This window comes from Kitasatospora sp. YST-16 (genome assembly GCF_026802215.1).
GTDB classification, from domain to species: domain Bacteria; phylum Actinomycetota; class Actinomycetes; order Streptomycetales; family Streptomycetaceae; genus Kitasatospora; species Kitasatospora cineracea.
In genome coordinates, this window is record NZ_CP113837.1 from 1,829,554 (window position 1) to 1,854,615 (window position 25,062).

The following is a 25,062-nucleotide window of genomic DNA, read 5'->3' on the forward strand; positions in this document are numbered from 1 at the left end:
GGACGGCCGTTCCGACCAGACGTCACTTCCGGCCGGTGCCGATCAGGTAGACCGTGCGGTTGTCCCCGCCGGGCGACGGGTCGGCGCTCTCCTGGAGCAAGAGGGCGACCGGGCCGGACTGCCGCAGCGGGCTGTCCACCGCGGCGCCCTTCGCCGTCTCGAAGGCACTGTGCAGGCGCGGCAGCATGCCCCGCACCCAGTCCGCGGAGGCGGTCGGATCGGCGCCGGGGTAGTCGAGTCGAGCGCAGTCCGCGAGGAATTCGGCCGCCCCGGGAGCGCTGAAGGCCGCCGTGCAACCGGCCAGTTCGAGGTCACCGCCCTCGGTCCAGGTCGCGCTGATGCTGAGGGCGGAGCCGTCGGCGGTGCGGCGGCCGGTCCGGTGCCAGACCGCGGGCCGGCCGGGGAAGTCGACCTTCGCCCGTTCCTCCATCGTCACGCCCCAGGTGGCGGCGAGCCGTTGCAGGTACGCCTCCCCGCTGTACCCGGCCTCGACCACCACGGCCACCGGGCCCTGCCTGCCGGACACGGGCGCCGGCTCGGTGGGCCACGCCGCCGGATCGAACGGCGCGGCGGACACCGGGGCGGACACCGGGGCGGACACAGGGGCGGACGGGGTGGCCGACAGCTGGACGGCCGGGTCGGCGGGCACCTGGTCCGGCGGTCCGCCGTCGTGCCGGGGCGGGGCCGAGCAGCCCGCCAGCACGGCGAGCAGCACGAGGGCCGGAGCGGTGCGCCGGGCGGTGCTGGTGGGCTTCACTCGGGCTCCTGCGGTTCGCGGTCCGACGGTTCGGGGGCGGCTGGATCCCCGGGCCACCCGACTGTACCGGCGGCCCGCCGGGAAAGGGCGGGGCTGCCCGGAATGGCAAATGCCGGGCAAAGGGCCCGCCAAGTGCAGAAATTGCGGGAAGAGCACCAACTGGTGGTGAACGGCTGGGTCTTCGGGCCTCCGGTTCGCTAGCATGGCGCGCTCAAGTGGTCGGACCGACACCGGTGGTGGGGGATGGCGTGTTGAGTGTGGGCCCGGGCGGCAGCGGCGGTAGCGGCGGCGGATTCCAGGTGGAGCCCGGCGAGTTGGACGGGGCGGGGCAGACCGCGGGGAACGTCGCCGAGCAGGTGCCGCCGAGCACTTCGCAGGTGCTCGGGGCCTCGGACGACGCCGAGGCCGGGCTGCGCGGCTGGACCACCGGCAGTGAGTTGAACTCCTGCACGGACGAGTGGAAGCGGCTGCTGGACAGCCTCTCCGCCGAGATGGACCGGCAGGGCGGCAACCTGCGGCAGACCGCCGCGAACTACCGGCGCGCCGAGCAGGACGTGGCGACCGGACTGGCGGGGCGGTGACCATGGACATCCCCACGCTCCGCGACGCGGACCCGAACCGGCTGTTCACCGCCGCCGACGCGTACGCCTCGCTGGCCGCCGCGTTCTCCGGCCACGCCGACACCTGGCGGGACGGGGTGGACGGCCGGGTGCGCAACTCCGGCTGGCGCGGCACCGCCGCGGACAGCGCCCAGCAGTCGCTGGCCCGGACCACCGGCAAACTGACCGCCGCGCACCTGGAGTTGGCGCGGATCGCGCCCGTCCTGCGGGAGGGCGCGGAGGCGTTCCTGCTGGCCCGCTCCAAGCTCCGGGCCGCGCTCGCCGACGCCGACGCGGGCGGCTTCACCGTCTCGGACGACGGCGGGATCTCCTGGCCGCCGCCGAGCGCCGCCGAACGCCACGACCCCGACGCCCCCGACCGCTCCCGGCAGGGCACCGAGCTGCGCGACCGGATCGCCGACGCGCTCTCCGAGGCCGCGCACGCCGACCAGGTCACCGCGCAGCGCCTGCGCCAGTACACCAACGACGCCCGGACCGGCGCCGGCCTGGACCCGGGCACCGCCGCGATGCGCCTGAACAGCGCCGTGCTGGACGCGCTCAACCCGTTCGGCGGCGACGAGGACCTGGTCCGCGCGGGCATGCCCGGCAAGGACGCCCCGCCGACCGAGGTCAACGCCTGGTGGAAGTCGCTCCCGCCGGACGAGCAGCAGCGCCTGATCCAGAAGTACCCGGCCGAGCTCGGCAACCGCGACGGCATGCCGACCCCGGCCCGCGACCAGGCCAACCGGATCAACCTGGACCGGATGGTCGCCGACCTGTCCTCCCGTCAGGACCTCTCCGACTGGGACAAGAAGAAGCTGGAGGGCTTCAAGGCCATCCAGGGCCGGCTCCGCGACGACCAGGGCAAGCAGCCGCCCGCCTACCTGATGGTGATCGGCGACCAGGGCCAGGGCCGGGCCGCCATCGCGTACGGCAACCCGGACACCGCGGACGACGTGGTGGCGTACGTGCCGGGCCTGAACACCGAGGTCAAGAACATGGCGGGCGGCGACGCCAACCGGGCCCGCGACCTGTGGCAGGCCGCGCACGACACCGACCCGAGCCGCTCCACCGCCTCGATCGCCTGGCTCGGCTACGACACCCCGCAGGTCAAGGGCATCAGCGCGGACATGTTCGCGGTGGCCGGCGAGGACCGGGCCAAGCAGGGCGGCGAGGCGTACCAGGGCTTCCTGCAGGGCCTGCGCGCCTCGCACGAGGGCCAGCCCGCGCACCTGACCGCGCTGGGCCACTCGTACGGCTCGTTCACCGTCGGGCAGGCCGCGCAGCGCCCCGGCGGCATCCCCGCGGACGACATCGTGCTGGTCGGCTCGCCCGGCACCGGCGCGCAGCAGGCCGGGCAGCTGGGCGTCGGCGCCGACCACGTGTGGGTGGGCGCGGCCGAGCACGACCCGGTCTCGCACCTGCCCAGCCACAGCGAGGCGAAGGGCATCGGCATCGGCGCGGGCATCGGCGGGGTGCTGGCCGGCCCGCTGGGCGCGGTGGCCGGCGGGTTCATCGGCGACAAGATCGCCGGGCACGACGACCCGCACGAGCTGTGGTTCGGCCAGGACCCGGCGAGCAGCGAGTTCGGGGCGCACCGCTTCGACGTCGCGGACGGCCCGCTGGGCTTCGAGTCGCACTCGGACTACTGGAACCAGGGCGACGGCCGGGACGGGCACTCGCTGCGCAACATGGGCTTGATCGTCTCCGGCCACGGCGACCGGGTGTCCGGACAGGAGTACCGATGAACGACGACCTGGCGCGCGAGCTGCTCGCCGCGCGGTCCGCGGTGGACGAGCTGCTGGACTCCGCTCCCCCCGCGCTCACCCCGCCCGCGGTCTGGGCGGACGGCCCGTACGTCGCGGTCGCCCACGAGCACGCGTTCACCCGCGAGCCGGACGGCACCGCGCACCTGGAGAAGCGGCGCTACCTGCTGACCCGGGTGGCCGAGCACCGCTACCCCGAACTGCTCGCCCAGCTGGGCCGGGCCTGGCGGGAGCGCGGCTGGACGGTCGACGGCGAGGACGACCCGGTGCTGCCGCTGCTGCGGGCGAAGTCCGGGCACGGGACGGCCGAGTTCCGGATCGGCTTCGCGGGCAACGGCACGCTGCTGGCCCGGGTCGACGGGCTGACCGCGCCGGACACCTCGTACCCGTTCGGCGGCGACAGCACGGTGCCGATCGGGCCGGACGGGGCGATGGACACCATGCCCCGGCGGCAGGACCCGTTCTGGTCGGTCTAGGGTCGGGGACAGGGCGGGGCGGGCCGGTCCGGACGGGCCGGAGGGATCGTACGGGCCGGAATCGGTGGGGAGCGGGAGGTCGGATGAGGCTGCGGGTGGCGGGTGCCGTCGCGGTGCTGGTGCTGGGCCTGGGCGCGGCGGGCTGCGGGTCGTCCGGCGGTGACGGGGCGGCTGGCGGCTCGGGCCGCACGGTGGTGGCGCTGGACACCGCCAGGGCCCGGCTCCAGGAGCTGGTGGCCGGGACCACCGGGGCGCTCAGCCCCGCGGTGCGGTACGCCGACGACGCGTTCCGGGCGGTGCCGCACGAGAACGCGGCCCGCGGCAACGACGGCACCGCGCAGCTGACGCTCCGCCGGTACGTGCTGACCCGGATCTCGGACGCCAACCGGTCCCGGCTGCTGGACCAGGTCGAGGCGTACTGGAAGGGCCGCGGCTACACCCTGAACGAGGGCGGTTCGGCGGACGAGATCAGCGCCGCCGCCCCCGACGGCACCGGGGTGACCGTCACCATCGGCGTGCCCGGCAACGTGACGGTGGTGGCGGACGCCTGGGTCCAGGACCCGCGCACCACCGCCCCGTTCGGGCCCGCCCCGAGCCCGCTGCCCACCGCGAAGGACGGCGGCCCCGACACCATGCCGTCCTTCGAGGACCCGGCCTGGTCCTGACCCCGCGCACCCCCCGTGCTGGGGCCGCGGTGGGGCGGCGGCGGGACGAAACGGGGCCGATGGGTGCTGATCGGGCGTCAAACCGGGGTTGACGGAGAGTAGTTGGCGGGCGGCGTTGGGCTGTCGTGACCATGCTGGCTATAGTCGGAACGATCTAGCCGGAACGGCGGCCGGCCGAGGGGTCTTCCTCGGTATTGCCATGCCGCGTTCCGCGGCCATGCCGCCGTGCCGTCCGTCGTCCCTGGGCTTGTCGTGTTCCGCGTCGACCACGGGGAGAGACGACATGGCTCAGTGGAACCGGCGGGGGCGCGCCGCGCTCGCCGCCGTGATGGGCGGGACGCTGCTGTTGAGCGGCTGCGGCATCGCCGGGATCGGCGACGACCCGCACAGACCCGCGGACCTGCGCGCGCTGCTGCCCGAACGGGTGCGCAAGGCCGGGGTGGTGACCGTCGGCGCCTCGTTCACGGCCGCGCCGGTGGTGTACCGCAACGACCGCAACGAACCGGACGGGCTGGACCCGCACCTGGCGCAGAAGCTGGGCGCGCTGCTCGGGGTCCGGATGGAGTTCCAGGACGTCGGGCCGTTCGCCAACGTGCTGCCCGGGCTGCTCGACCACAAGTACGACATCGCCATGTCCGGGATCACCGACACCCGCGAGCGCGAGCAGGGCGTCGACAAGGACGGCAAGCAGGTCAACCCCGGCGTGGACTTCGTCGACTACTTCATGGCCGGCATCGGCATCGCCGTCGACAAGGGCAACCCGCAGAACATCCACGAGATCGACGACCTGTGCGGGCACACCGTCACGGTCAAGAAGGGCACCACCCACGCCGACCTGGTGAGCCGGCAGAAGACGGTCTGCGACCACAACAACAAGCCGCTGACCGTCATGGAGACCGACAGCGACGGCGCCGCCGTCGACAACCTGAAGGGCCGCGCGGACGCCTTCGTCACCGACTACCCGAAGGTCACGTACGCCGCGCAGACCGTCGACAACGGCAACACCCTGCAGGTCGGCGGCCCGCAGCTGCAGCCCCGCCCGTTCGGCATCGCGCTGCGCAAGGACGACCAGCAGCTGCGCGACGTCCTGATGCGGGCGATGAACCGGCTGATCACCGACGGCAGTTACGACCAGGTGCTGAACGACCACCAGCTGCAGGTCGGCGCGATCCAGAACGCGGTCACCAACGGGCCGTGAGCCCCCTGGCGGTTCCCGCGGGTGCGGCTTCAGGCGTTCAGGCTTCGGGCTTCAGGCTTCAGGCTTCAGGCTTCGGGCTTCAGGCGGTGGTGAAGGCGAGGACCGCCACGTCGTCGGTCAGGGAGCCGGCGTGGCGGCGGACGTCCCGGTCGAGGAAGGAGACCACGGCGTCCGGGTCGGTGGCGGGCAGGGTGCCCAGGCGGGCGGCGAGCGGGTAGAACGCGCCGGTGCGGTCGCGGGCCTCGGTGAGGCCGTCGGTGTGCAGCAGCAGGGTGCGGCCGGGCGGCAGCGGGACGGTGGCGGGCGGCTCGACGGGGCCGGCCGCCAGGTGGCCCAGGCCCAGCGGGAGGTCCTCGGGGCAGCGGACGGTGCCGACGCTGCCCGGGGCCAGCAGCAGCGGGGCCAGGTGGCCCCGGTTGACCAGGCCGAGCTCGGTCCCGCCGGGGCGGTGTTCGAGCAGCACCGCGGTGACGAACAGCTCGCGGTCGCCGCGCTGTTCGGCGGCCCGGTGCACCTGGCGGTCCAACTTGGCCGCCAGCTCGCCCAGTTCGGCGGTCTCGTAGGCGGCGACCCGGAACGCGCCGATCACGTCGGCGACGGTCCGCACCGCGTCCAGCCCCTTGCCGCGGACGTCCCCGAGCAGGATCCGGGTGCCGTACTGGGTCTCGCACACCTCGTACAGGTCGCCGCCGATGCCGACGTCCGCCTGCGCGGGGTGGTAGAGCCCGGCGGCGCGCAGGCCCCCGGCGCGGGCCGGGACCGGGCGCAGCACGGTGTGCTGGAGGGTGTCGGCGACGGCGCGCACCCGGGCCAGGTCGCGGGCCTGGCGGCGGCGCTGCCGGGCCAGCCCCGCGCCCATCGCGCCGGCCAGCGCGGTGGCCAGGTACGTCCACAGGTGGTGCTGCTCGGTCAGGTGGCCGGCCCGCAGCGCGAGCAGCGCCTGGAGCGCGACGGTGACGGCGGTGGAGCAGGCGACCAGCGCGGGGCCGCCGCTGAAGGCGACCACCACCGGGATCACGGTGAGCAGGAAGCCGGCCGCGACCGAGCTGGGGATGGACCACTCCATCACCAGGTCGGCGACCACCAGCAGCACCGGCAGCAGCCGCACCCAGGCCGGGGCGCGCAGCGCCTGCGCCATCGCGGCCTCCCAGCGCGCCCCGGCCGGGCGGACTGCGGTGGCGGGCCACGCTGCCATGCTGACCTCCTGAACGGCGGGTACGGGTGGGTCCTCCCCTCCATCGTCGCGTGCGGCGGCTCCCGGCCACCGCACGCCAAAGTCCCGACGGTTCGGGACCTTCGGCCCGTTCCGGCCGAACAGGACGACGTGCTGTGAGCCGGGTCACCGCCGAGGTGCGCGGACGGGCACGGATGCGCACGGACAGGCACGGCGCGTGGACGGACACGGACGGACGGGCACGGATGCGCGTGGATGCGTACGGGTGTTCGCAAACGGGGGACGGCCGCGGCCGGGGGTTGCTAGTTTGCGCCCGGGGGGCTGTGGTTGGCGTGCGATCGGCCGGGACGGGAGCGCCCGAACCGGAGCCGAGGGCTTCGGAACCCCTGTCCACCCGATCGTTCCAGTGAGGAACCGGCCACTCATGTTCCGACGTCTCCGCGTGCCCTCCGGCTCTCCCCCCGTGACCGGCGCGCCCGTCTTACCCCTCCCGCTGCCCCGGCCCCGGCCCCGTCCTCGGCTCCGGTTCCGCGGCCGGCTCTCCGCGTCCGCGCTGCGCGGGGAGCGGCACGGGCGGTGGCTCTGGCCGGCCGCGCTCGCGTTCGTCCTCGGGGCCTACCGGATCGGCACCCCGCAGCTCTGGCGGGACGAGCTCGCCACCTGGAGCGCCGCCACCCGGAACACCGGCGAACTGCTGGACCTGCTGCACCGCGTCGACGCGGTCTCCGGCGCCTACTACCTGGCCCTGCACTACTGGATCGCCGTGTTCGGCGACTCCCCGACCAGCCTCCGGGCGCCGGGCCTGCTGGCGATGACCGCCACGGCCGCGCTGGTCGCGTTGGGGGCGGGCAAGCTCTTCGGCGCGCCGGCCGCGCTCCCCGCCGGGCTGCTGTTCGCGGCCCTCCCGTCGGTCTCCCGGTACGCCCAGGAGGCCCGCGGGTACGCCTTCGCCGTCCTCGCCGTGGCCGCGGCGACCTGGTTCCTGCTCCGGGCGCTGGAGGAGCCGGGGCCCGTCCGGCCCCGGTGGTGGTGCGGGTACGCGGTCTGCGTCCTGCTCGCGGGGGCGTTCCACCTGGTGGCCGTCGCCGCCCTGGCCGGGCACGCGGCGGTGGTGGCGGTCCGGCTCCGGGGCCGGCCGTGGCGGCACGTGCTGCCCGGGTACGGCCTCGCCTGCGCGGGGGCGGCCGTCGCCCTGCTGCCGCTCGTGCTGGCCGGGCAGCGGCAGGCGGGCCGGCAGATCTCCTGGATCGGGGCGCCGCCGGTGTCCGGCCTGGTGAAGGTCCTGCCGAGCCTGTTCGGGTCCGGGGCCGTGGCGGCCGGGCTGCTGGCGGTGGCCGTGCCGGCCTGCGTCCGCCGGGCGTCCCGGGCGGCGGCCCTCCAGGCCGTGCTGCTGGCGGTGCTGCCCCTGCTGGCCGTGTGGGTCCTGTCCCAGGGCTCCTCCTCGTACTGGACCGGCCGCTACCTGCTGTTCACCGTCCCGGCCTGGGCGATGCTGGCCGGTGCCGGGGTGGGCGTGGGGGTGGGGGTGCCGGGACGGCGCGGGGTCCGGCCGGTCCTGCTGCTGGTGCTCGGCGCCCTCGCCCTGCCCACCCAGTGGGGGCTGCGCGCCGCCGACGCGCACGACGACTACGACCTGAAGGGCACCGCCGCGCTGCTGGCCGCCGACTACCGCCCCGGTGACGCGATCGTCCCGCCCCGCGGGGGCGCGTCCTACCTGATGCTCGACCTGGGGGTGCGCTACTACCTGCCGCGCTCCGACCGGCTGCGGGACGTGTTCGTCCGAACCGACGCCGTCCGGCTGAACGACTTCTTCGCGCTGGAGTGCCCCGTCCCCGCGGACTGCCTCGGGGCGGACCCGCGGGTGTGGGTGGTCGCCGTCGGCGAGTCGCCCGACCCCTACGCGGACCTCTCCCCCGCCCAGGCCGAGGCGCTCAAGTCCCGCTACACGCCGGTCCGGACCTCGCACGCGGGCGGCCTGACGCTCACCCTGCTCGCGCGCGGGCAGTGAGCGCGCCTCGCGCGGGCGGCGACGGCCGGGGACGGACCTCGGACGGGCCGGGGTCGATAAGCCGGGGTCGGTAGGCTGGACGGCCATGGAGATCTGGATCAACCCGCAGTGCAGCAAGTGCCGCACCGCCCAGGGCGAACTCGACGCGGCCGGCGTGGAGTACACCGTGCGCCGCTACCTGGAGGAGCCGCCGACGGCCGCCGAACTCGCCGAGGTGCTGGGCCGGTTGGGCCTGGAGCCGTGGGACGTGGCTCGGCTGGACGAGGCCGTGGCCGAGGAGCTGGACCTGCGCTCCTGGGGCCGCGAGGACGCCGACCGGGCCCGCTGGGTGGCCGCGATGGCCGCCAACCCGGTCCTCATCCAGCGTCCGATCATCACCGCGGACGACGGCTACACCGTGATCGGGCGGACCCCGGACGCGGTGCAGGACGTGCTCTCGCACTGAGCGCCCTGAGCGCCCTGAGCGCCCTGGGCCCCTCGCGCCCCTTGAGCCCTTGGGGCGGGTGACAGCGGGATGACAGCGGTCTGTGGGCGGGGCCCGGCAGGCTGGGGCGGTCCATCCGCCGAGCCTGCCGGGAGCGCACCGTGTCCGACCTGCCGATCCGCCGCCTGACCGTCACCGCGGTGTGCCGGCCCACGCCGCGGACCGTCCGGGTCACCTTCGCGCTGCCGCCCGGCGGGTTCGCCCTGGCCGGGCCCGACCAGCAGGTCGAGCTGCACTTCCCGCGCCCCGGCCAGGACCTGGTGGGCCGGTACCACGCCGTCCCCGCGGCCCGCCGCCCCTGGGTGCGGCCCTTCACCCTGCGCGCCCACGACGCCGAACTCCACACCGTGGACGTCGACTTCGTCCTGCCCGGAGCCTCCGGGGAGGGCCTCGGGGAGGACGGCGCGGTCGGACCGGCCGCCGCGTGGGCCGCGCGGGCCCGGCCCGGGCAGGTGCTGGCGATGTCCGGGCCCTCCCCCGAGTCCGCCCGCCCGTTCCCGCTGGACGGCGGCCGGCCGCTGCTGCTGGCCTGCGACGAGTCCGCGCTGCCCGCCCTCGGCACCCTGGTCGAGGCCCTGCCGGCCGACGCCCGGGCCCACGCCTGGATCGAGGTCGCCGGCCCCGAGGAGCACCAACCCCTGCTCGGCTTCGGCGACTTGACCGCCCACTGGGTGCACCGCGGGGACGCCCCGCACGGCGCCCGCCTGCTCGCCGCCGTCCGCTCCGCCGCGCTCCCGCCCGACCCCGGCCCCGCCTGGCTGGCCGGCGAGGCCGCCACCGTCCGCGCCCTCCGCCGCCACCTGGTCGAGGACCGCGGCCTCCCCCGCTCCGCCGTCCGCTCCACCGGCTACTGGCGCACCCACCTCACCCAGGACGACGCCCCCACCCCCGAGGACCTCGCCGACGCCCGCGAACTCCTCCACCGCTCCCAGCCCGGCTGACCGGACCCCCGGGGCCCCGGCTGCGGAAAGGGCCCCGGGCCGGAGCCGGCGGCTGCTACCTTCCCGCGGGTGACGAGTCTCCTGCAGCCGCCGCTGCTCACCCGCCTGCTGGGCGCCGAACGGATCCTGATCGCCGGGGCGGGCGGCGGCTTCGACGTGTACGCGGGACTGCCGCTCGCCCTCGCGCTGCGGGCCGCCGGGCGCGAAGTCCACCTGGCGAACTTCTCGTTCAGCAGCCTGCACGGGCTGGACCTGGACGTCTGGGCGGCCCCCGAGCTGGCCCGGATCACGCCGGACGTCCGCTCGGCCGACCGGTACTTCCCCGAACGCTCGCTGGCCCGCTGGCTGCGCGACCACCAACTGCCGGACACCGTCTGGGCGTTCCCGCCCACCGGGGTACAGCCGCTGCGGGCGGCGTACCGGGCGCTGGTCGACCTGCTCGGCATCGACGCGATCCTGCTGGTGGACGGCGGCACCGACATCCTGCTGCGCGGCGACGAGGCCGGACTCGGCACCCCGGAGGAGGACATGACCTCGCTCGCCGCCGTCGCCGGACTCGACGAGATCCCGCAACGCCTGGTCGCCTGCCTGGGGTTCGGCATCGACGCGTACCACGGCGTCAGCCACAGCCTGGTGCTGGAGAACCTCGCCGCCCTGCACCGCGACGGCGGCTACCTCGGCGCGTTCTCCATCCCCGCCGACTCCCCCGAGGCCGCCCACTACCTGGACGCCGTCGCCCACGCCCGCGACGAGCACCCCGAACACCCCAGCATCGTGCACGGCTCGGTCGCCGCCGCGCTGCGCGGCGAGTTCGGCGACGTCCGCTTCACCGAACGCACCGGCAGCAGCGCCCTGTTCATCAACCCGCTGATGACCCTCTACTTCGGCGCCACCGTCGAAGCCCTCGCCGCCCGGCACCTCTACCTGGACCGCCTGGAACACACCGTCCTGCTCGGCCAGGTCGCCGCCGCCATCGGCCGCTTCCAGGACTCCCTCCCCCGACAGCGCCCACCCCGGGCCTTCCCGCACTGAGACCCGCCCTGCCCCCCTGCGCACCTGGCCGCCCTGCGCGCCCGGCAGCCCTGCGCGCCTGGCCCCGGGCGGGTGGCCCGCAGGAAAACCGGTCCCCTCCGGTGCCGGGCGGCTGCTAGCCTCCGCCCCCGATGACCACCACCGATGCGTTCTTCCAACCACCGCTGCTCACCCGCCTGTTGGGCGCCGAACGGATCCTGATCGCCGGCGCGGGCGGCGGCCACGACGTGTACGCGGGACTGCCGCTCGCCCTCGCGCTGCGGGCCGCCGGGCGCGAAGTCCACCTGGCGAACCTGTCCTTCACCCACCACTACGGTCTGGACGGCGGGGCCTGGGCCGGACCGCACCTGGCCCGGATCACGCCCGACACCCCGTCCGCCGAAACCAAGTTCCCCGAACGCTCGCTGGCCCGCTGGCTGCGCGACCACCAACTGCCGGACGCCGTCTGGGCGTTCGCCTCGACCGGGGTCAAACCGCTGCGGACCGCCTACCGGACGCTGGTGCGGCGGCTCGGGATCGACGCGATCCTGCTGGTGGACGGCGGCACCGACATCCTGCTGCGCGGCGACGAAGCGGGCCTGGGCACCCCGGAGGAGGACATGGCCTCGCTGGCGGCCGTCGCCGGGCTCCGGAACGTGCCGCAGCGCCTGGTCGCCTGCCTCGGCTTCGGCGTCGACGCCCACCACGGCGTCAGCCACGCCCTGGTGCTGGAAAATCTCGCTGCCCTGCACCGCGACGGCGGCTACCTCGGCGCGTTCTCGATCCCCGCCGACTCCCCCGAGGCCGCCCACTACCTGGACGCCGTGGCCCGCGCCCGCGCCGAGCACCCCGAGCGGGCCAGCATCGTGCAGGGCTCGGTCGCCGCCGCGCTGCGCGGCGAGTTCGGCAACGTCCGCTTCACCGAGCACACCGGCGACAGCACGCTGTTCGTCAACCCGCTGATGACGCTGTACTTCGGCGTCACGGTCGAGGCCCTGGCCGCCCGCAACCTCTACCTGGACCGACTGGAGGGCACCGCCACGACCCGGGAGATCGCCTCCGTGATCGCCGACTTCCGCGAGGACCTGCCCCGGCAGCGCCCGGCCCGCCCCTTCCCGCACTGAGGCCCGCCCGGTCCCGCACCCGACCCCGGCGCCGGACCCGCTGGACCTGCTAGACCCGCTGGACCTGCTAGACCTCGATGCTGTCGCCGGGCGGCACGATCTCCAGCGGGACGTCGGTGAGCATGCCCGGGCTGAGGATGCGGGCCATCGACTGCTGCCCGATCTCGCTGAGCATCGCCTCGTGGATCTGCACCAGCCGCCCGGGGGCGACCGCCCGGACGTAGTCGGCGGCCTCGCCGGTCCTGGTCCACGGGCCGGCGGCGGGCAGCAGCAGCGTGCCGACCGGGGCCTCGGGCACGTGGTAGGCGTCGCCCGGGTGGTAGACCTGCCCGTCGACCAGGTAGCCGAGGTTCGCGACGCGCGGGATGTCGCGGTGGATGGCGGCGTGCAGGTCGCCGTGGACGGTGACGTCGAAGCCGGCCGCGGTGAACGCGTCCCCGGCGGCGACGGCCGTCACCTGGCCGCGCCGGGCCGCCGTCCACCGCTCCACCACCGCGGCGGGGCCGTAGACCCGCAGCTCGGGGCGGGCCTCCAGGGCCGCGCCGATCACCTCCTCGTCGAAGTGGTCGAAGTGCTCGTGGGTGATCAGCACCGCCGCCGCGCCGGCCACCGCCTGTGCGGCGTCGGGCGTGAAGGCGCCGGGGTCGACGACCATCCGGGCGCCGTCCTTGGTGAGCGTCACGCAGGCGTGGGCGTGCTTGGTCAGCCGCATCGGGAGTCCTTTCACGGAACCGCAGAGATGTACAGGCGAGACTGTGCAGTCTGGACTGTACAGTCCGGACTGTGCAACTGGTAGCGTGACCGCATGGCACACCCCTCCCCCTCCCCCGAGCCCCGGACCGAACAGCCCGCCGCCGAGCGGCTCGCGGCCGAGCACCTCGCGGCCGAGCTGCGGGCGGCGATCAGCGGCCTGGTCCGGGCCGGTCGGCCGCACGACCAGCTCGCCCCCATCCCGGCGACGGTGCTGGACCTGCTCGACCGGCAGGGCCCGATGACCACCGCGGAACTCGCGGCGAGCCGCGGCGTGCGGCACCAGACCATGGCCGCCACGGTCAAGGAGCTCACCGAGGCCGGCCACCTGACCGCCGGGCCGCACCCGGACGACGCCCGCAAGAAGGTGCTCACCCTGACCACGCAGGGCCGGAACGCGATCGAGGCCGACCGGCGACAGCGGGTGGGCCTGCTCGCCCGTGCGCTCACCGCGAGCCTGGACGAGTCCGAGCGACTCCTGCTGGCCCGAGCCCTCCCCCTGCTGGACCGGATCGCGACCGAGCTGGGCGCGACGGACGACGCGGGCGACGCGGACGGCGCGGGCGAAGCGAGCACGGCGGGCAGTGCGGGACGGGCGGGCGACCGGGGGCCGATCAGCGGGGCCTGGTGAGCCGCGGGGCCGTCGGCGAACCCGGCGGCCAACCCCTCCGTTTCGATGACAACAGAATCTCCGTATCAACGATCCAAAACTCTGTTATCGTTGACAGCAGCACAGCGAGATCATCGAAATGACGGAGGGCCGTGCCATGTCCAGCACCGAATCAGCACCCCGGGTCGCCCTGGTCACCGGCGGTTCCGGCGGCATCGGCCGGGCCGTGGTCCGGCAGCTCGCCGCCGCCGGGTACCCCGTCGCCGTCCACTACTCCGGCAACCGGGCCAAGGCCGAAGCGCTGGTCGCCGAGGTCGTCGGGGCCGGGGGGCGGGCGGTGGCCGTCGGCGGGGACGTCGCGGACGAGCACGCCATGGCCGCCGCGTTCGACCTGGTGGAGGCCGAGTTCGGCGGGCTGGACGTGGTCGTGCACACCGCGGGGGTGATGCGGCTGGCGCCGGTCGCCGAACTGGACCTGGCCGACTTCGACGAGGTCCAGCGGGTCAACGTCCGCGGCACCTTCGTGGTCGCCCAGCAGGCCGCCCGCCGACTGCGCCGGGGCGGGGCGCTGATCAACTTCTCCACCTCGGTGGTCGGGTTGCAGTTCCCCGCCTACGGGGCGTACGCGGCCAGCAAGGGCGCGGTCGAGGCACTGACCCTGGTGCTCGCCCGCGAGCTGCGCGGCCGGGACGTCACCGTGAACACCGTCGCCCCCGGCCCCACCGCCACCGCGATGTTCCTGGACGGCAAGGACGCCGCCACCATCGACCGGCTGGCCGCACAGCCCCCGCTCGAACGGCTCGGCACCCCCGAGGACATCGCCGAACTGGCCGTCTTCCTGGCCGGCCCGGCCGGCCGCTGGATCAACGGCCAGAACATCCGCAGCAACGGCGGGATCGTCTGACCCGCCACCAGTCCCTCCCGCACCACCACCGTCACCGTCACCAGTACCGCCCCTCACGAGGAGAGCACCGTGCCTTTCGCCAACTTCAAGGTCCCCGCCGGCACCCTGGCCGCGGAGCAGAAGCAGTTGATCGTCGACCGCGTCACCGACCTGTACGCCGAGCTCTACGGTGAGCGGGCCCGCCAGAACACCATGGTGCTGGTCGAGGAGGTCACCGACGGCGGCTGGGGCATCGGCGGCCACGTCCTGACCGCCGCCATGCTCAACGGCACCGAGTAGCACCGAACAGCAGCACCACCGCAGCACCACCCCCCTCCCGGCCCGGCCCGCCCGCGCGCCCGACCGGGAGGGCCCGGCGCCGCCCTCCACTACGCTGGCCCGGGCAGCGAGGAATCGAGGAACAGGCCATGCACGACGCCGGCACCACCGGTACCGCCCCCGCAGGTACCACCCCCACCGGCACTGCCCCCGCCGGCACCGCCCCCCGGGGGACCGGCGACCTCCGTTCCCGGATGCTCGAAGCCGCCGAGGACCTGCTCGAGGAGTCCGCGGACAACGACGTCTCGACCCGCGCCGTGTGCGACGCGGTCGGCGTCAAGCAGCCGGTGCTGTACCGCCTGTTCGGCGACAAGAACGGCCTGCTGATGGCGCTGGTCGCGCACGGCTTCGAGCGCTACATCGACCGCAAGCGGGCCCTCGCCGTCACCGCCGACCCGGTCGCCGACCTGCGGGCGGGCTGGGACGACCACATGGTCTTCGCGCTGACCAACCGGGCGCTGTACCGGCTGATGTTCTCGCCCGTCCTGCCCGAGGTGCCCGAACCGGCCACCCGGATCTTCGACATGCTCAAGCAGACCCTGGACCGGTGCGCGGCGGCCGGCGCCCTGCGGATCCCCACCGAGCAGGCCGCGCAGGCGATCCTGGCGGCCAACGTCGGCGTCACTCTGAGCATGCTCTCCCAGCCCGACCGCTTCGCCGACCCGGAGCTGTCCACCCGGGTCCGGGACGCGGTCTTCGCCTCCTGCCTGAACGAGTCGGCCGCCGCGCCCGCCCCCGAGGAGGACCGACTCGCCTCCGCCGCCCGCCAGTTGGAGGCCCAGCTGAAGCAGCGCCCCGGCCCGCTGGGCGAGGCGGAGACGGCCCTGCTGCTGGTCTGGCTGAACACCCTCCAGCAGCCGCCCGCCTCCTGACGGACCGTCAGACCCCTTGCCGGGCCCGGGCCTCCGGCGTCATCGGCGTGAAGAAGTTGACCAGGGTGCCGTCCGGGTCGCGGAGCAGCAGCGAGCGGTTGCCCCACGGCAGGGTGGTCGGCCCGCTGACGAACTCCGCGCCGCTGTCGGCCAGTCGGCGGTGCAGCAGGTCGACGTCCTCGACCAGGAACTCCACGATGGCGCTGCGGTTCGCGGCTGGCTCGGCCGAGCCCGGGGCGAACAGCGGCACGGTGCGGGTGCTGCCGATCGCCAACGTCCCGGCGGGCGTGCGGAGTTCGGCGAAGTCGGGGGTGGCCCGGACGGCGGTCAGGCCGGTGGCCTGCTCGTAGAACGCGACCAGGCGGTCGACGTCGGCGGTGATCAGTCGGACGGAGACGAGGTTCATGGGGTGCTCCCGTGCGGTGTTCCAGTGCGGTGGTTCCGGCCCCGGCGTTCAGCACCGGGCGTCCGGCACCGGCGTCCGGCACCGGCCTGCGGCGCCGGACACCGGGTGCGGCCGGTTCCGGATTCCGACGCTAGCGGTGATACCGGACGGAATCCGCCCGGTATCGGGAGGAGAATCGACGCCATGACCCGACCCCTGGCCCGTGTCCTCGCCCTGCTGGAGCTGCTGCAGTCCGGCGGCGTCCGCACCGTCGCGGAGCTGGCCGAACGGCTGGAGGTGGACGAGCGCACCGTCCGCCGGTACGTCGCGCACCTGGTCGACCTCGACCTGCCGGTGGAGTCGGTCCGCGGGCGCTACGGCGGCTACCGGCTCGCGCCCGGGCACCGGATGCCGCCGCTGATGCTCACCGACGAGGAGGCGCTGGCGGCCCTGTTCGGCCTGGCCGCCGCGCAGCGGGCGGGGCTGTCCGCCGCCTCCGCCACCGCGGGCGAGACGGCCGCCGCGAAGATCCGCCGGGTCCTGCCGCCCCGGCTCGCCCACCGCCTGGACGCCCTGCTGTCGACCCTGGCCTTCACCGCCGCACCCGCCGCCGCGAGCTCCGCCGCCGCGGCCTCCGCTGCCGTTCCGGACCCGGAGGCGCTGCTGACCGTCGCCGACGCGGTGCGCCACCGCCGCCCGCTGGCCTTCCGCTACACCAGCGCGGACCGCCGCACCGGCGACCCCACCGGCGACGCCACCGACGACGCCGCCACCGGCAGCCGCACCCGCGAGCGGACCGTCCGGCCGTACGGGCTGGTGCTGCACGCGGGCCGCTGGTACCTGACCGGGTGGGACACCGGGGCGGACGCGGAGCGGCTGTTCCGGCTCGACCGGCTGGCCGCGCCCCGCCCGCTGCCGGGCACCTTCGAGCCGCCCGCCGGGCCGGACCCGGCCGAGCGCGTCCTGCACGCCCTGGCCACCGCCCCGCACCGGCACCGCGTCCGGCTGCGGATCCGGGCGGACGCGGCCCGGATCCGCGCGCAACTGCCGGCCGGGCTGGCCCTGGTCGGCGAACCGGACGCCGACGGATGGTCGGACGTCGAGCTGCGGGTGGCCGAACTCGACTGGCTCCCGGGCGTGTTGGCGGCCCTCGACCGCCCGTTCACGATCGTCGAACCGGAGCAACTCCGCAGCCTGGTCGCGGCGTTGGCCGAACGGCTGGCCGCCGCGGCCCGCCCGCACTGACGCGGCCCAAGGCCCGGGGTCCGGAGCCCAAGGCCCGGGCCCCGGGGTCCGGGCCCGTCAGCCCTTGCGGGCCGCGGCGGCGATCTTCGCGGTGGTGTGGAAGAACCGCGAAGTCGCCTGCCCCCGGTAGGACTTGGGGAAGGCGGTGGCCGGGTTCCCGTTCAGCCGGCCGTTGCGCACGTACATCACCACGAACGCCGCGTCCGCCGTGGCGCCGACCATCTCCCAGTCGCCCTTCGGCGAGGCGACCGGCAGCGCGGCGGCGACCTCGTCCGGCAGCGGCTCGGACAGGAACAGCACGCACAGCCGCTTGTCCTCGGCGGGCTCGACCGCGGCGAACGGGTCGAGCGCGAGCAGCGCCTCGACCTCCTCGACCGTCCGCAGCATCACCGGCACGGGGTAGCCGAGCCCGTCCGCCAGGCCCGCCTCGATCCGGGCCGCCAGCGCCGCCCGGTCGGTCTCGGCGGTGCGGAAGAAGACGTTCCCGCTCTGGATGTACGTCCGCACGCCCTCCAGGCCCAGCCCGGCGAACAGCTCCCGCAGCCGGTCCATCTTCACGGTGCGGCCGCCGACGTTGATCGCCCGCAGGAAGGCGATGTAGGTCTCCATGCGGCCGAGTGTAGGCCGCGCCGCCGACACCTCCCGGGAACTGTCGGGCCCGGCGCCTACACTGCGCGCCATGACGACCTGGCAGGAGTTCGAGCAGCAGGCCCCCGGCCTCGCCCCGCGGATCCGGGCCCGCTTCGAGGCGCACAAGCACCACGTCCTGGCCACCCTCACCAAGGACGGCTCGCCCCGGGTGAGCGGCACCGAAGTCGACTTCCACGGGGCCGAGTTGTACCTCGGTTCGATGGCCGGCGCGGTCAAGGCCGCCGACCTGCGCCGGGACGGCCGCTGCGCGCTGCACGCCAACCCCGGGCCCGGCACCGACCTGGCCGGCGGGGACGCCAAACTCTCGCTGCGCGCCGTCGAGTTGACCGACCCGGCGGAGATCGCCGGGTACGAGGCGGGCCTGCCCGAACCGCCGCCCGGCCCCTACCACGCGTTCCGACTGGAGCTCACCGGCGCGGTGCTGACCGAGGTCGCGGGCGACCACCTGGTGATCAGCAGCTGGCACCCGGGCGGCCCCGTCCGGGTGGTCGAACGCCGGTAGCACGAAGGCCGGTTGACGCGAACGGCCGGTGGCGACCCCCTGCGGAGAGCGCAGGGAGCCGCCACCGGCCGCGAACCGACGAACCGACGGGCCGACGGGCCGACGGGCCGTCAGCCGTTGGGGAGGATCACCGCCCGGCCGTTGATCTTGCCCGCGTGCAGGCGCTCGTAGGCGAGCGGCGCCTCGTCGATGCCGTACGTCTCGACGTGCACGTCGACCGCGCCGGCCCGGGCCAGGTCGAGGACCTCGATCAGCTCGGAGCGGCTGCCCCAGTACGGGGAGGTGACGGAGACCTCGTACGGCGTCGCGCCGAAGCCGACCGCCAGGGTGCCGCCGCCGATGCCCACGATGGTGACGTCGCCCTCGACGGCGGCCAGCTGCCCGGCCAGGGCCGTGGTGGGCGGGGCGCCGACGAAGTCGAAGACGGCCTGCGCGCCCAGCCCGGCGGTGAGTTCGCGCACCTTGCCGGCCGCCGCGCCGTCCGAGAGGACCGCCTCGTGCGCGCCGACCGTGCGGGCCAGGGCGAGCTTCTCCTCGGTGACGTCGAGCGCGATCACCCGGGCCGCGGTCATCGTCCGCAGCAGCTGGATCGCCACGTGCCCGAGGCCGCCGGTGCCGATCACCACCGCCGTCGAGCCGGGCAGCAGCTTCGGCAGCGAGCGCTTGATCGCGTGGTACGGCGTCAGCCCGGCGTCGGTGAGCGGGACGGTGCGGACCGGGTCGAGGTCGCCGAGCGGGACGAGGTGCCGCGGGTCGTCGACGACCAGGTACTCGGCCATCGCGCCGGGCGCGCCCAACCCGGGCGGCATGATGCCGAGTTCGGTGGCCCGCAGGCAGTAGTTCTCCTTGCCCTCCGCGCACTTGGCGCAGCTGCCGCAGCCCCACGGGCCGTACACGGCCACCGACTCGCCCTCGGTGAGGCCGGTGACGCCCGCGCCGAACCCGGCGACGGTGCCGACGCCCTCGTGGCCGAGGGTCAGCGGCAGCGGGAACGGCAGCTGTTCGGCGGACCAGCTCATCACGGCGATGTCGGAGTGGCAGACGCCCGCGGCGGTGACCTTCAGCAGCACCTGCCCGGGGCCGGGCTCGGGATCGGGGACGGTGACCACCTCGGGGTGGCCGCCGACGGTGCGGTACTGGACTGCCTTCATGGTTTCGACGCTCCTTCGCGCGCGGGTCCCCCCCGGGGAAACGGCCCCCCTGACGGCGGCTCAGCGGGCGGCGTAGCCGCCGTCGACCAGGTGGTAGCTGCCGGTGACGAAGGACGCCCGGTCGGACAGCAGGAACACGGTCAGCTCGGCGACCTCCTCGGCCCGGCCGAGCCGCCCGGCGGGGTGCAGCGAGATCAGCAGTTCGCGGCCCTCCGGGTCGGTGTCCTTCAGCAGCGGGGTGTCGATGAAGCCGGGGCCGACCGCGTTGACCCGCACGCCCTGCGGGGCGTACTCGATCGCGGCGGTCTTGGTCAGGCCGACCACGCCGTGCTTGGCGGCGACGTACGCGGGCGAGCCGGCGAAGCCGTTGGTGCCGAGGATCGAGGCCATGTTGACGATCGAGCCGCCGCCGGCCGCCAGCAGTTCCGGCAGTTCGTAGCGCATCGAGTAGAAGACGCCGTCCAGGTTGGTGGCCAGCACCCGGCGCCACGCCTCCGGCTCGTACTCGCCGGTGGGGGCGACCGGGCCGCCGATGCCCGCGTTGTTGACGGCGAGGCTGAGCGGGCCGAGGCCGTCCACGGTGGCCCGGACGGCGGCCTCGACCGAGGCCGGGTCGGTGACGTCGAGCTGCACGGCCAGCGCCTTCGCGCCGGTGGCCTCGATCGCGGCGGCGGCCGCGCGGGCGCCGTCCAGGTTGTAGTCGGCGACGGCGACCTGCGCGCCGCGCTCGGCGAGCAGGGTGGCGGTCGCCAGGCCGATGCCGGAGGCGCCTCCGGTGACGAGGGCGGTGCGGCCGGCGAACTCCTGGGTGGTCATGGGTGGTTCCTCTCGTGCGCCGCGCGAAGGGGTGGGCGCGGGTGGTACTGGTCCCGGCCGACGGGTGGTCGGCGCGGGGTGGTGCGTGGTGGTGCGGGGTGGTGCTGGTGGGGACCGCGGGCTGACGGTTCGTCAGTTTCCGTGGTCAGCTGGGGGGTTCGGCCGCCGCCAGGTCGAAGGCGCGGTCGAGCAGGGTGGGCAGGTCGCCCGCGGGGTCGCGCACCCAGGTGCGGGTGGCGGCGTGCAGGGCGGCGACGCCGAGGCCGACGGCGACGGCGGGGCGCAGGTCGGTCTCCGGGTGCAGGCCGAGCCGGGCGGCGACCAGCCTGATCGACTGCTCCTCCTCGGCGACCGAGATCCGGCGGAACGCGGCGGTCAGCGCGGGCTCCTCGTCGATCAGGACGAACAGGTCGCGCATGCCGGGGCGGCGGTGCCAGGCGGGGTGCTCGGGGTCGGGGTCGTGCAGCCAGGCGGCGACGGCGGCCCGGTAGGCGGCGACCGGCGACTCGGCGGCGGGCCGGGCGGCGAGCGCCTCGTTGATCCGGGCGAAGTCGGCGCGCAGGCAGTCCAGGACGGCGTCCTCGCGGGAGCCGAAGTGGCGGCTGAAGGTGCGGCGGGAGACGTCGGCGGCGTCCGTGACGTCCTCGACGGCGAGGGCGGCGAAGCCGTGCGCCAGGGTGAGGCGCAGCGCGGCGGCGGCCATCGCCTCGCGGGTGCGCCGGGCCTTGCGGTCGCGCCGCCCGGCCCCACCCCCGCCCCCGTCCCGGGGCCCTGCCTCGTCCCGCCCTGCCGCATCCGGCTCCACCGCGTCCGGCCCGGTGCCGCGCGGCCCGGGGACGCCCTGCGCACCGGTCCCGGACACAGCCCCGGGCCCGGACACAGCCCCGGGGCCGGGCCCGGACGCAGGCCCGAACGCGGGTGCAGGCCCGGACGCGGGTGCGGTGTGCGGCGCGGGCCGGTCGGTGTTCATGGCCCCACCGTACTCCCGAAAATGTCCCGGCGGGACATCAGTCCCGCCGGGACATCACGACCGGCCCGTCGGGCGGCGGCGGGCCGGTGGTCCGTTACTGCCCGGTCGGCCCCCACAGCCGGTCGGTGCAGCGGGCGTAGGTGTCGCGCCAGTGCGGCCAGTGGCGCACGGTCTCGTCGTCGCAGTCGGCGAGCAGCCGGTCGATCTGCTCCGGGGCGACGCCCTCCAGCAGCCACACCAGGGCGTCGGACGCGGACGGGCCGTCGGCGACCCGCAGCAGGTCGAGCAGTTCGGGCAGGGTGCCGATCCGGGAGCCGGGCTGGAAGACGCCCGCCATCCGGGGCAGCAGCTGGCGCTCCTCGATCCGCAGGTGGGTCTCCACCCGGGCGGCCAGTTCCTCGACCGCGTAGGAGACCGGCCAGGCGCTGGCCGGGTCGCGGGTGGCGATGCCGACCAGCGTGGTGGTGCGGGTGAAGCACTGGTCGAGGTTGTGGTGGTCGGACTCCAGCCAGTTGAGCAGCAGCCGCAATTCGGGCGCGAAGCGGCGCAGCACCGGCCACAGCCGGGTGTCCTGCTGCTCGTGGTGGCAGGTGATCATGGCGTTGACGAAGTCCCAGTGCCGTTTGAGGGCTTCGGCCGCGTCGCGGTCCTCGGGCTGGAGCAGGCGCAGCGCCTGCGGGATCCGGGCCAGGTCGCGCCGGACGGCGGCGTGCACCAGGCGCAGCCCGGCGAACGGGATCGGCTCGGACACCGTGGCGGGGTCGGCGGTCGGGGCGGGGTCGGTCGTCGCGGCGGGCGCCTGGTCCTGCCGGGCAGGGGCGGTCTCGGGACCAACGGACAGCAGGTGACGGGACATGGCGCTCTCTTCACGACGGTCTGGGGCTGGCCGGAGCGGGGGTCGCGGTGCGACACCCCGGTCCAGTTCTCCGGTCCACGGCTCCAGGGTGACCGCAGTCCATCAGGGGTGAATGAACGACCGATTGATGTGCAGGTCAGAGCGTTGCGGGGGTTCCGGGCCCGGTTTTTGGCGAAGTTTTGCCTTCGCCTCCCCGGGCCCGGGCGTGTCCACGGCCGCAGGGGACGCGGACACGGAAGGGTGCGGGCGCGGACACAGGAGGTGCGGGCGCCGACGCGGACGCGGTCAGTCGGACTCCGGCCCGGCGGTGTTGGCGGTCAGCCACTCCAGCGTGGTGGGGATCATCTTCTTGAAGTCCGAGGTGAGGTGCTTGCCCCCGGGCTGCTCGTAGTACTCCACGGTGGTGGGGGCCTTGGCCTTGGCGACCCAGTTCTTCACCAGCTTGATCTCGTACGGGTTGGCGCCGCCCGCGGTGGCCAGCATCCGCACGTCGGCGGCGCCGGCGGCGATCAGCTGGTCGGGGCTGTTGGCCAGGCGCTCCTGCTCGTGGCCCTTCCAGAGCGGCGAGTCGGGGTTCCAGTAGCCGTCGATCGGCACCGCGGCCTTGAACACGTCGGGGTGCTGGAGCGCGAGCTTGGCGCTGCAGAACGCGCCGGTGGAGGCGCCCATCACGGCCCAGCCGTCCCGGCCCTTGATGGTGCGGAAGTTGGCGCGGACGAAGGCCGGGATGTCCTCGGCCATCCAGGTGCCGATCTTCGGCTGGCCGGGGATGTCGGCGCACTCCAGGGCCTTGGACTCGTTGGAGTCCAGGTTCTGCACCGGCATGATCATGATGAACGGGTGGGCCTTGCCCTGGGCGACCAGCTGCTGGTCGATCTCCTGGATCGGCAGCTGGTTGTCGGTCCAGGTGTTGTAGCCGGCGCTCTGCCCGCCCGCGTACAGGGTCAGCACCGGGAAGCCGGTCTTGGCGTACTTCGGGTCGTTGTACTCGGGCGGCAGCCAGATCCAGACCTTGCCGCTGACGCCGGACTTGGCGCCGGCCAGGGTGGTCATCATGATCGGGCCGGCCGGGGTGTCCCGGGCCTTGGTGAACTGGGTGGCCGGGCCGGTCGGCATCAGGACCTTGGTCGGCTTCGGCGGGGCACTGCTGGGCGGCGCGGCGGCCGCGGACCCGGAGTTCTGGCCGGTGGAGATCGCGGCCCGGGCGGCGTCGGCGCCGCTGCCGGAGCTGCCGCAGGCGGCGAGCGGGACGGTGAGGGCGAGCAGGGCGACGGCGGCCGCCAGTGGGCGGCGGGCGGCGGGGCGGGGCTGCGGCAGCACGGTGGTCTCTCCGGGCGGGGGGCCGGCCCGGCAGCCGGGTGGGGGCCCTGGTCAGTGAGTGTCGGGGACGGCTGCCGCGGGCGGCAGCTTCGCCCAGGGTTGCGGCCCCGGCCGCGCGCGCTGCGGCGGTCCGGGCCTCCCGTGATCCTATGACGTGCCTCCCCCCGGGCCGGTTGCGGCGGGGCCCACAACCCACCGGTCGGCGGGGGTGCTCCGGCCGGTCGGCGGGGGTCCGCACCAGGCCGGGGATCCGCGCCGGGCCGGGGATCCGCGCCGGGCCGGAAGTCCGCACCGGGCCGGGGGTCCGGTGGCGCGGCGCGGCTTGGACGGTCCTCCAGCTGACGCGGCGCCCCGGCCCGGCGATCATGGTGGTTCGGTGTCCCGGATCCACCCGAGGAGTGTGCGCGTGTCCCAGCAGGTTGCCGTGATCACCGGTGCGGGCAGCGGCGTCGGCCGCGCCGTGGCCCGCGAGCTCGCCCGGGCCGGCTGGCGGCTGGTGCTGGCCGGGCGCCGGGCCGCCCCGCTGGCGGAGACCGCCGCCGGGCTCGGGCCGGACCGCGTCCTGGCGGTGCCCGCCGACGTCACCGACGAGGAGCAGGTGGAGGCGCTGTTCGACGCGGCCGTCGGGCACTTCGGCCGGATCGACCTGCTGTTCAACAACGCCGGGACGTTCGGCCGCTCCGCCCCGGTCGAGGAGGTGGCGGCGGCCGACTGGCGGGCCGTGGTCGACCTCAACCTGACCGGCGCGTTCCTGTGCGCGCGGGCCGCGTTCCGCCGGATGAAGGAGCAGGACCCGCAGGGCGGACGGATCGTCAACAACGGCTCGATCTCCGCCCACGTGCCGCGCCCGCACGCGATCGCCTACACCGCGGCCAAGCACGCCGTCACCGGCCTGACCCGCGCCCTGTCGCTGGAGGGCCGCCCGTACCGGATCGCCTGCGGGCAGATCGACATCGGCAACGCGGCCACCGACATGACGGCGGCGATGGACACGGGGGTGCGGCAGGCGGACGGGCGGACCGCGCCCGAGCCGACCATGGACGTCGCGGACGTGGCCCGGACGGTGCGGCACATGGCGGAGCTGCCGCTGGAGGCGAACGTGCAGTTCGCCACCGTGATGGCCACCGCGATGCCGTACATCGGCCGGGGCTGAGGGCCCGTCGGCGGCGGCCTCACTCGTCGTGCGAGTGGCGGTACGTCGGCCGGGGCCCGTCCGGGTCGTAACGGTAGACGCTGGTGGTGGGCCACTGCTCGCCGCGGGCCGGGTCGGGGAGTTCGGCGCGCAGCACCATCCGCAACGACGGCGGCGGCGCGCTGGGGCGGACCCGTTTGAGGTGTCCGTCCCAGCGGCCGCCGCGGAGTTCGACGTCCAGGATGGGGGTGTGGGGGTGGGTGGGGGTGGTGGTGCTCACCCGCCCGATGCTTCCAGCGGGCGGGCCTCCCGACTCCCCCCGGAGCCGGGATTCCATCCGTTCGGGCGGTTTGGCCGCCCGGGCCGTGACCTACCGA

General features: G+C 75.2%; 28 protein-coding genes. 17 read left to right on the top strand and 11 right to left on the bottom strand.

Features of this window, described 5'->3' with window-relative positions; genetic code table 11:
- Positions 1 to 22: 22 nt before the first annotated feature.
- Positions 23 to 757 (bottom strand): hypothetical protein, encoded by a 735-nt coding sequence (locus tag OU787_RS08300; RefSeq protein ID WP_268658953.1) that lies wholly within the window; start codon positions 755 to 757, stop codon positions 23 to 25.
- Positions 758 to 1,008: 251 nt separating this feature from the next.
- Here OU787_RS08300 and OU787_RS08305 point away from each other — a divergent pair, with 251 nt between their 5' ends.
- The 5 genes from OU787_RS08305 to OU787_RS08325 all read left to right on the top strand — a co-directional run bounded on the left by OU787_RS08305 (position 1,009) and on the right by OU787_RS08325 (position 5,461).
- On the top strand, positions 1,009 to 1,338 hold the full coding sequence (locus OU787_RS08305) for a type VII secretion target (RefSeq protein ID WP_157852383.1): 330 nt from the start codon (positions 1,009 to 1,011) through the stop codon (positions 1,336 to 1,338).
- Between the two features lie 2 nt (positions 1,339 to 1,340).
- Complete coding sequence (locus OU787_RS08310; RefSeq protein ID WP_051817047.1) at positions 1,341 to 3,104, top strand: alpha/beta hydrolase; 1,764 nt, start codon at positions 1,341 to 1,343, stop codon at positions 3,102 to 3,104.
- Complete coding sequence (locus tag OU787_RS08315; RefSeq protein ID WP_030460740.1) at positions 3,101 to 3,598, top strand: hypothetical protein; 498 nt, start codon at positions 3,101 to 3,103, stop codon at positions 3,596 to 3,598. The genes OU787_RS08310 and OU787_RS08315 overlap by 4 nt, the downstream gene beginning before the upstream one ends.
- 83 nt (positions 3,599 to 3,681) lie before the next feature.
- Positions 3,682 to 4,263, top strand: a complete 582-nt coding sequence (locus tag OU787_RS08320; RefSeq protein ID WP_268658954.1) for a hypothetical protein — start codon at positions 3,682 to 3,684, stop codon at positions 4,261 to 4,263.
- A 283-nt stretch (positions 4,264 to 4,546) separates the two neighbouring features.
- Entirely contained in the window at positions 4,547 to 5,461 is a 915-nt protein-coding gene (locus OU787_RS08325; RefSeq protein WP_030460738.1) for an ABC transporter substrate-binding protein, read from the top strand.
- A gap of 79 nt (positions 5,462 to 5,540) precedes the next feature.
- Here the strand turns inward: OU787_RS08325 and OU787_RS08330 are convergent, their stop codons facing one another.
- Positions 5,541 to 6,656 carry a PP2C family protein-serine/threonine phosphatase gene (locus tag OU787_RS08330; protein ID WP_268658955.1) on the bottom strand — a complete coding sequence of 372 codons (1,116 nt, stop codon included), beginning with the start codon at positions 6,654 to 6,656 and terminating at the stop codon, positions 5,541 to 5,543.
- Between the two features lie 442 nt (positions 6,657 to 7,098).
- Between OU787_RS08330 and OU787_RS08335 the strand changes: the two genes are divergently transcribed.
- The 5 genes from OU787_RS08335 (at position 7,099) to OU787_RS08355 (ending at position 12,203) form a co-directional block, all read left to right on the top strand.
- A complete protein-coding gene (locus tag OU787_RS08335; protein ID WP_268658956.1) occupies positions 7,099 to 8,643 on the top strand; it encodes a glycosyltransferase family 39 protein in 1,545 nt (514 codons plus the stop codon).
- An 85-nt stretch (positions 8,644 to 8,728) separates the two neighbouring features.
- Positions 8,729 to 9,088 (top strand): arsenate reductase family protein, encoded by a 360-nt coding sequence (locus OU787_RS08340; RefSeq protein WP_268658957.1) that lies wholly within the window; start codon positions 8,729 to 8,731, stop codon positions 9,086 to 9,088.
- Between the two features lie 140 nt (positions 9,089 to 9,228).
- The gene (locus tag OU787_RS08345; RefSeq protein ID WP_268658958.1) at positions 9,229 to 10,068 is read left to right on the top strand and encodes a siderophore-interacting protein; all 840 of its coding nucleotides are present in this window, start codon (positions 9,229 to 9,231) and stop codon (positions 10,066 to 10,068) included.
- A 69-nt stretch (positions 10,069 to 10,137) separates the two neighbouring features.
- Positions 10,138 to 11,100, top strand: a complete 963-nt coding sequence (locus OU787_RS08350) for a DUF1152 domain-containing protein (RefSeq protein ID WP_268658959.1) — start codon at positions 10,138 to 10,140, stop codon at positions 11,098 to 11,100.
- Between the two features lie 131 nt (positions 11,101 to 11,231).
- The gene (locus OU787_RS08355) at positions 11,232 to 12,203 is read left to right on the top strand and encodes a DUF1152 domain-containing protein (RefSeq protein WP_268658960.1); all 972 of its coding nucleotides are present in this window, start codon (positions 11,232 to 11,234) and stop codon (positions 12,201 to 12,203) included.
- A gap of 67 nt (positions 12,204 to 12,270) precedes the next feature.
- Here the strand turns inward: OU787_RS08355 and OU787_RS08360 are convergent, their stop codons facing one another.
- Complete coding sequence (locus OU787_RS08360) at positions 12,271 to 12,915, bottom strand: MBL fold metallo-hydrolase (protein WP_030463549.1); 645 nt, start codon at positions 12,913 to 12,915, stop codon at positions 12,271 to 12,273.
- A 93-nt stretch (positions 12,916 to 13,008) separates the two neighbouring features.
- Here OU787_RS08360 and OU787_RS08365 point away from each other — a divergent pair, with 93 nt between their 5' ends.
- The 4 genes from OU787_RS08365 to OU787_RS08380 all read left to right on the top strand — a co-directional run bounded on the left by OU787_RS08365 (position 13,009) and on the right by OU787_RS08380 (position 15,657).
- Positions 13,009 to 13,584, top strand: coding sequence for a MarR family winged helix-turn-helix transcriptional regulator (locus tag OU787_RS08365; RefSeq protein WP_268658961.1), 576 nt, complete (start codon positions 13,009 to 13,011; stop codon positions 13,582 to 13,584).
- A gap of 136 nt (positions 13,585 to 13,720) precedes the next feature.
- Complete coding sequence (locus OU787_RS08370) at positions 13,721 to 14,467, top strand: SDR family oxidoreductase (RefSeq protein ID WP_232795183.1); 747 nt, start codon at positions 13,721 to 13,723, stop codon at positions 14,465 to 14,467.
- A 69-nt stretch (positions 14,468 to 14,536) separates the two neighbouring features.
- The gene (locus OU787_RS08375) at positions 14,537 to 14,746 is read left to right on the top strand and encodes a 4-oxalocrotonate tautomerase family protein (protein WP_030463552.1); all 210 of its coding nucleotides are present in this window, start codon (positions 14,537 to 14,539) and stop codon (positions 14,744 to 14,746) included.
- A gap of 128 nt (positions 14,747 to 14,874) precedes the next feature.
- The gene (locus OU787_RS08380; protein WP_081967285.1) at positions 14,875 to 15,657 is read left to right on the top strand and encodes a TetR/AcrR family transcriptional regulator; all 783 of its coding nucleotides are present in this window, start codon (positions 14,875 to 14,877) and stop codon (positions 15,655 to 15,657) included.
- 7 nt (positions 15,658 to 15,664) lie between these two features.
- On the opposite strand, the gene OU787_RS08385 is transcribed toward OU787_RS08380, so the two are convergent.
- Positions 15,665 to 16,063, bottom strand: coding sequence for a VOC family protein (locus tag OU787_RS08385; protein ID WP_268658962.1), 399 nt, complete (start codon positions 16,061 to 16,063; stop codon positions 15,665 to 15,667).
- 183 nt (positions 16,064 to 16,246) lie between these two features.
- On the opposite strand from OU787_RS08385, the gene OU787_RS08390 reads away from it, so the two are divergent.
- Positions 16,247 to 17,287, top strand: a complete 1,041-nt coding sequence (locus tag OU787_RS08390) for a helix-turn-helix transcriptional regulator (RefSeq protein ID WP_268658963.1) — start codon at positions 16,247 to 16,249, stop codon at positions 17,285 to 17,287.
- A 57-nt stretch (positions 17,288 to 17,344) separates the two neighbouring features.
- On the opposite strand, the gene OU787_RS08395 is transcribed toward OU787_RS08390, so the two are convergent.
- Positions 17,345 to 17,896, bottom strand: a complete 552-nt coding sequence (locus OU787_RS08395; RefSeq protein WP_030463556.1) for a DUF1697 domain-containing protein — start codon at positions 17,894 to 17,896, stop codon at positions 17,345 to 17,347.
- A 70-nt stretch (positions 17,897 to 17,966) separates the two neighbouring features.
- On the opposite strand from OU787_RS08395, the gene OU787_RS08400 reads away from it, so the two are divergent.
- Complete coding sequence (locus OU787_RS08400; protein ID WP_268658964.1) at positions 17,967 to 18,440, top strand: pyridoxamine 5'-phosphate oxidase family protein; 474 nt, start codon at positions 17,967 to 17,969, stop codon at positions 18,438 to 18,440.
- A gap of 110 nt (positions 18,441 to 18,550) precedes the next feature.
- On the opposite strand, the gene OU787_RS08405 is transcribed toward OU787_RS08400, so the two are convergent.
- The 5 genes from OU787_RS08405 to OU787_RS08425 form a co-directional block, all read right to left on the bottom strand.
- Positions 18,551 to 19,591 (bottom strand): NAD(P)-dependent alcohol dehydrogenase, encoded by a 1,041-nt coding sequence (locus OU787_RS08405; protein ID WP_030463558.1) that lies wholly within the window; start codon positions 19,589 to 19,591, stop codon positions 18,551 to 18,553.
- A 60-nt stretch (positions 19,592 to 19,651) separates the two neighbouring features.
- Entirely contained in the window at positions 19,652 to 20,407 is a 756-nt protein-coding gene (locus tag OU787_RS08410) for an SDR family NAD(P)-dependent oxidoreductase (RefSeq protein WP_268658965.1), read from the bottom strand.
- A gap of 145 nt (positions 20,408 to 20,552) precedes the next feature.
- A complete protein-coding gene (locus OU787_RS08415) occupies positions 20,553 to 21,269 on the bottom strand; it encodes an acyl-CoA-like ligand-binding transcription factor (RefSeq protein WP_268658966.1) in 717 nt (238 codons plus the stop codon).
- A 202-nt stretch (positions 21,270 to 21,471) separates the two neighbouring features.
- Complete coding sequence (locus tag OU787_RS08420) at positions 21,472 to 22,233, bottom strand: hemerythrin domain-containing protein (protein ID WP_030463561.1); 762 nt, start codon at positions 22,231 to 22,233, stop codon at positions 21,472 to 21,474.
- A gap of 285 nt (positions 22,234 to 22,518) precedes the next feature.
- On the bottom strand, positions 22,519 to 23,553 hold the full coding sequence (locus OU787_RS08425; RefSeq protein ID WP_268658967.1) for an alpha/beta hydrolase: 1,035 nt from the start codon (positions 23,551 to 23,553) through the stop codon (positions 22,519 to 22,521).
- A 406-nt stretch (positions 23,554 to 23,959) separates the two neighbouring features.
- Here OU787_RS08425 and OU787_RS08430 point away from each other — a divergent pair, with 406 nt between their 5' ends.
- A complete protein-coding gene (locus tag OU787_RS08430; RefSeq protein ID WP_442788439.1) occupies positions 23,960 to 24,706 on the top strand; it encodes an SDR family oxidoreductase in 747 nt (248 codons plus the stop codon).
- A 19-nt stretch (positions 24,707 to 24,725) separates the two neighbouring features.
- On the opposite strand, the gene OU787_RS08435 is transcribed toward OU787_RS08430, so the two are convergent.
- Positions 24,726 to 24,965, bottom strand: a complete 240-nt coding sequence (locus OU787_RS08435) for a hypothetical protein (RefSeq protein WP_268658969.1) — start codon at positions 24,963 to 24,965, stop codon at positions 24,726 to 24,728.
- Between the last annotated feature and the right edge of the window lie 97 nt (positions 24,966 to 25,062).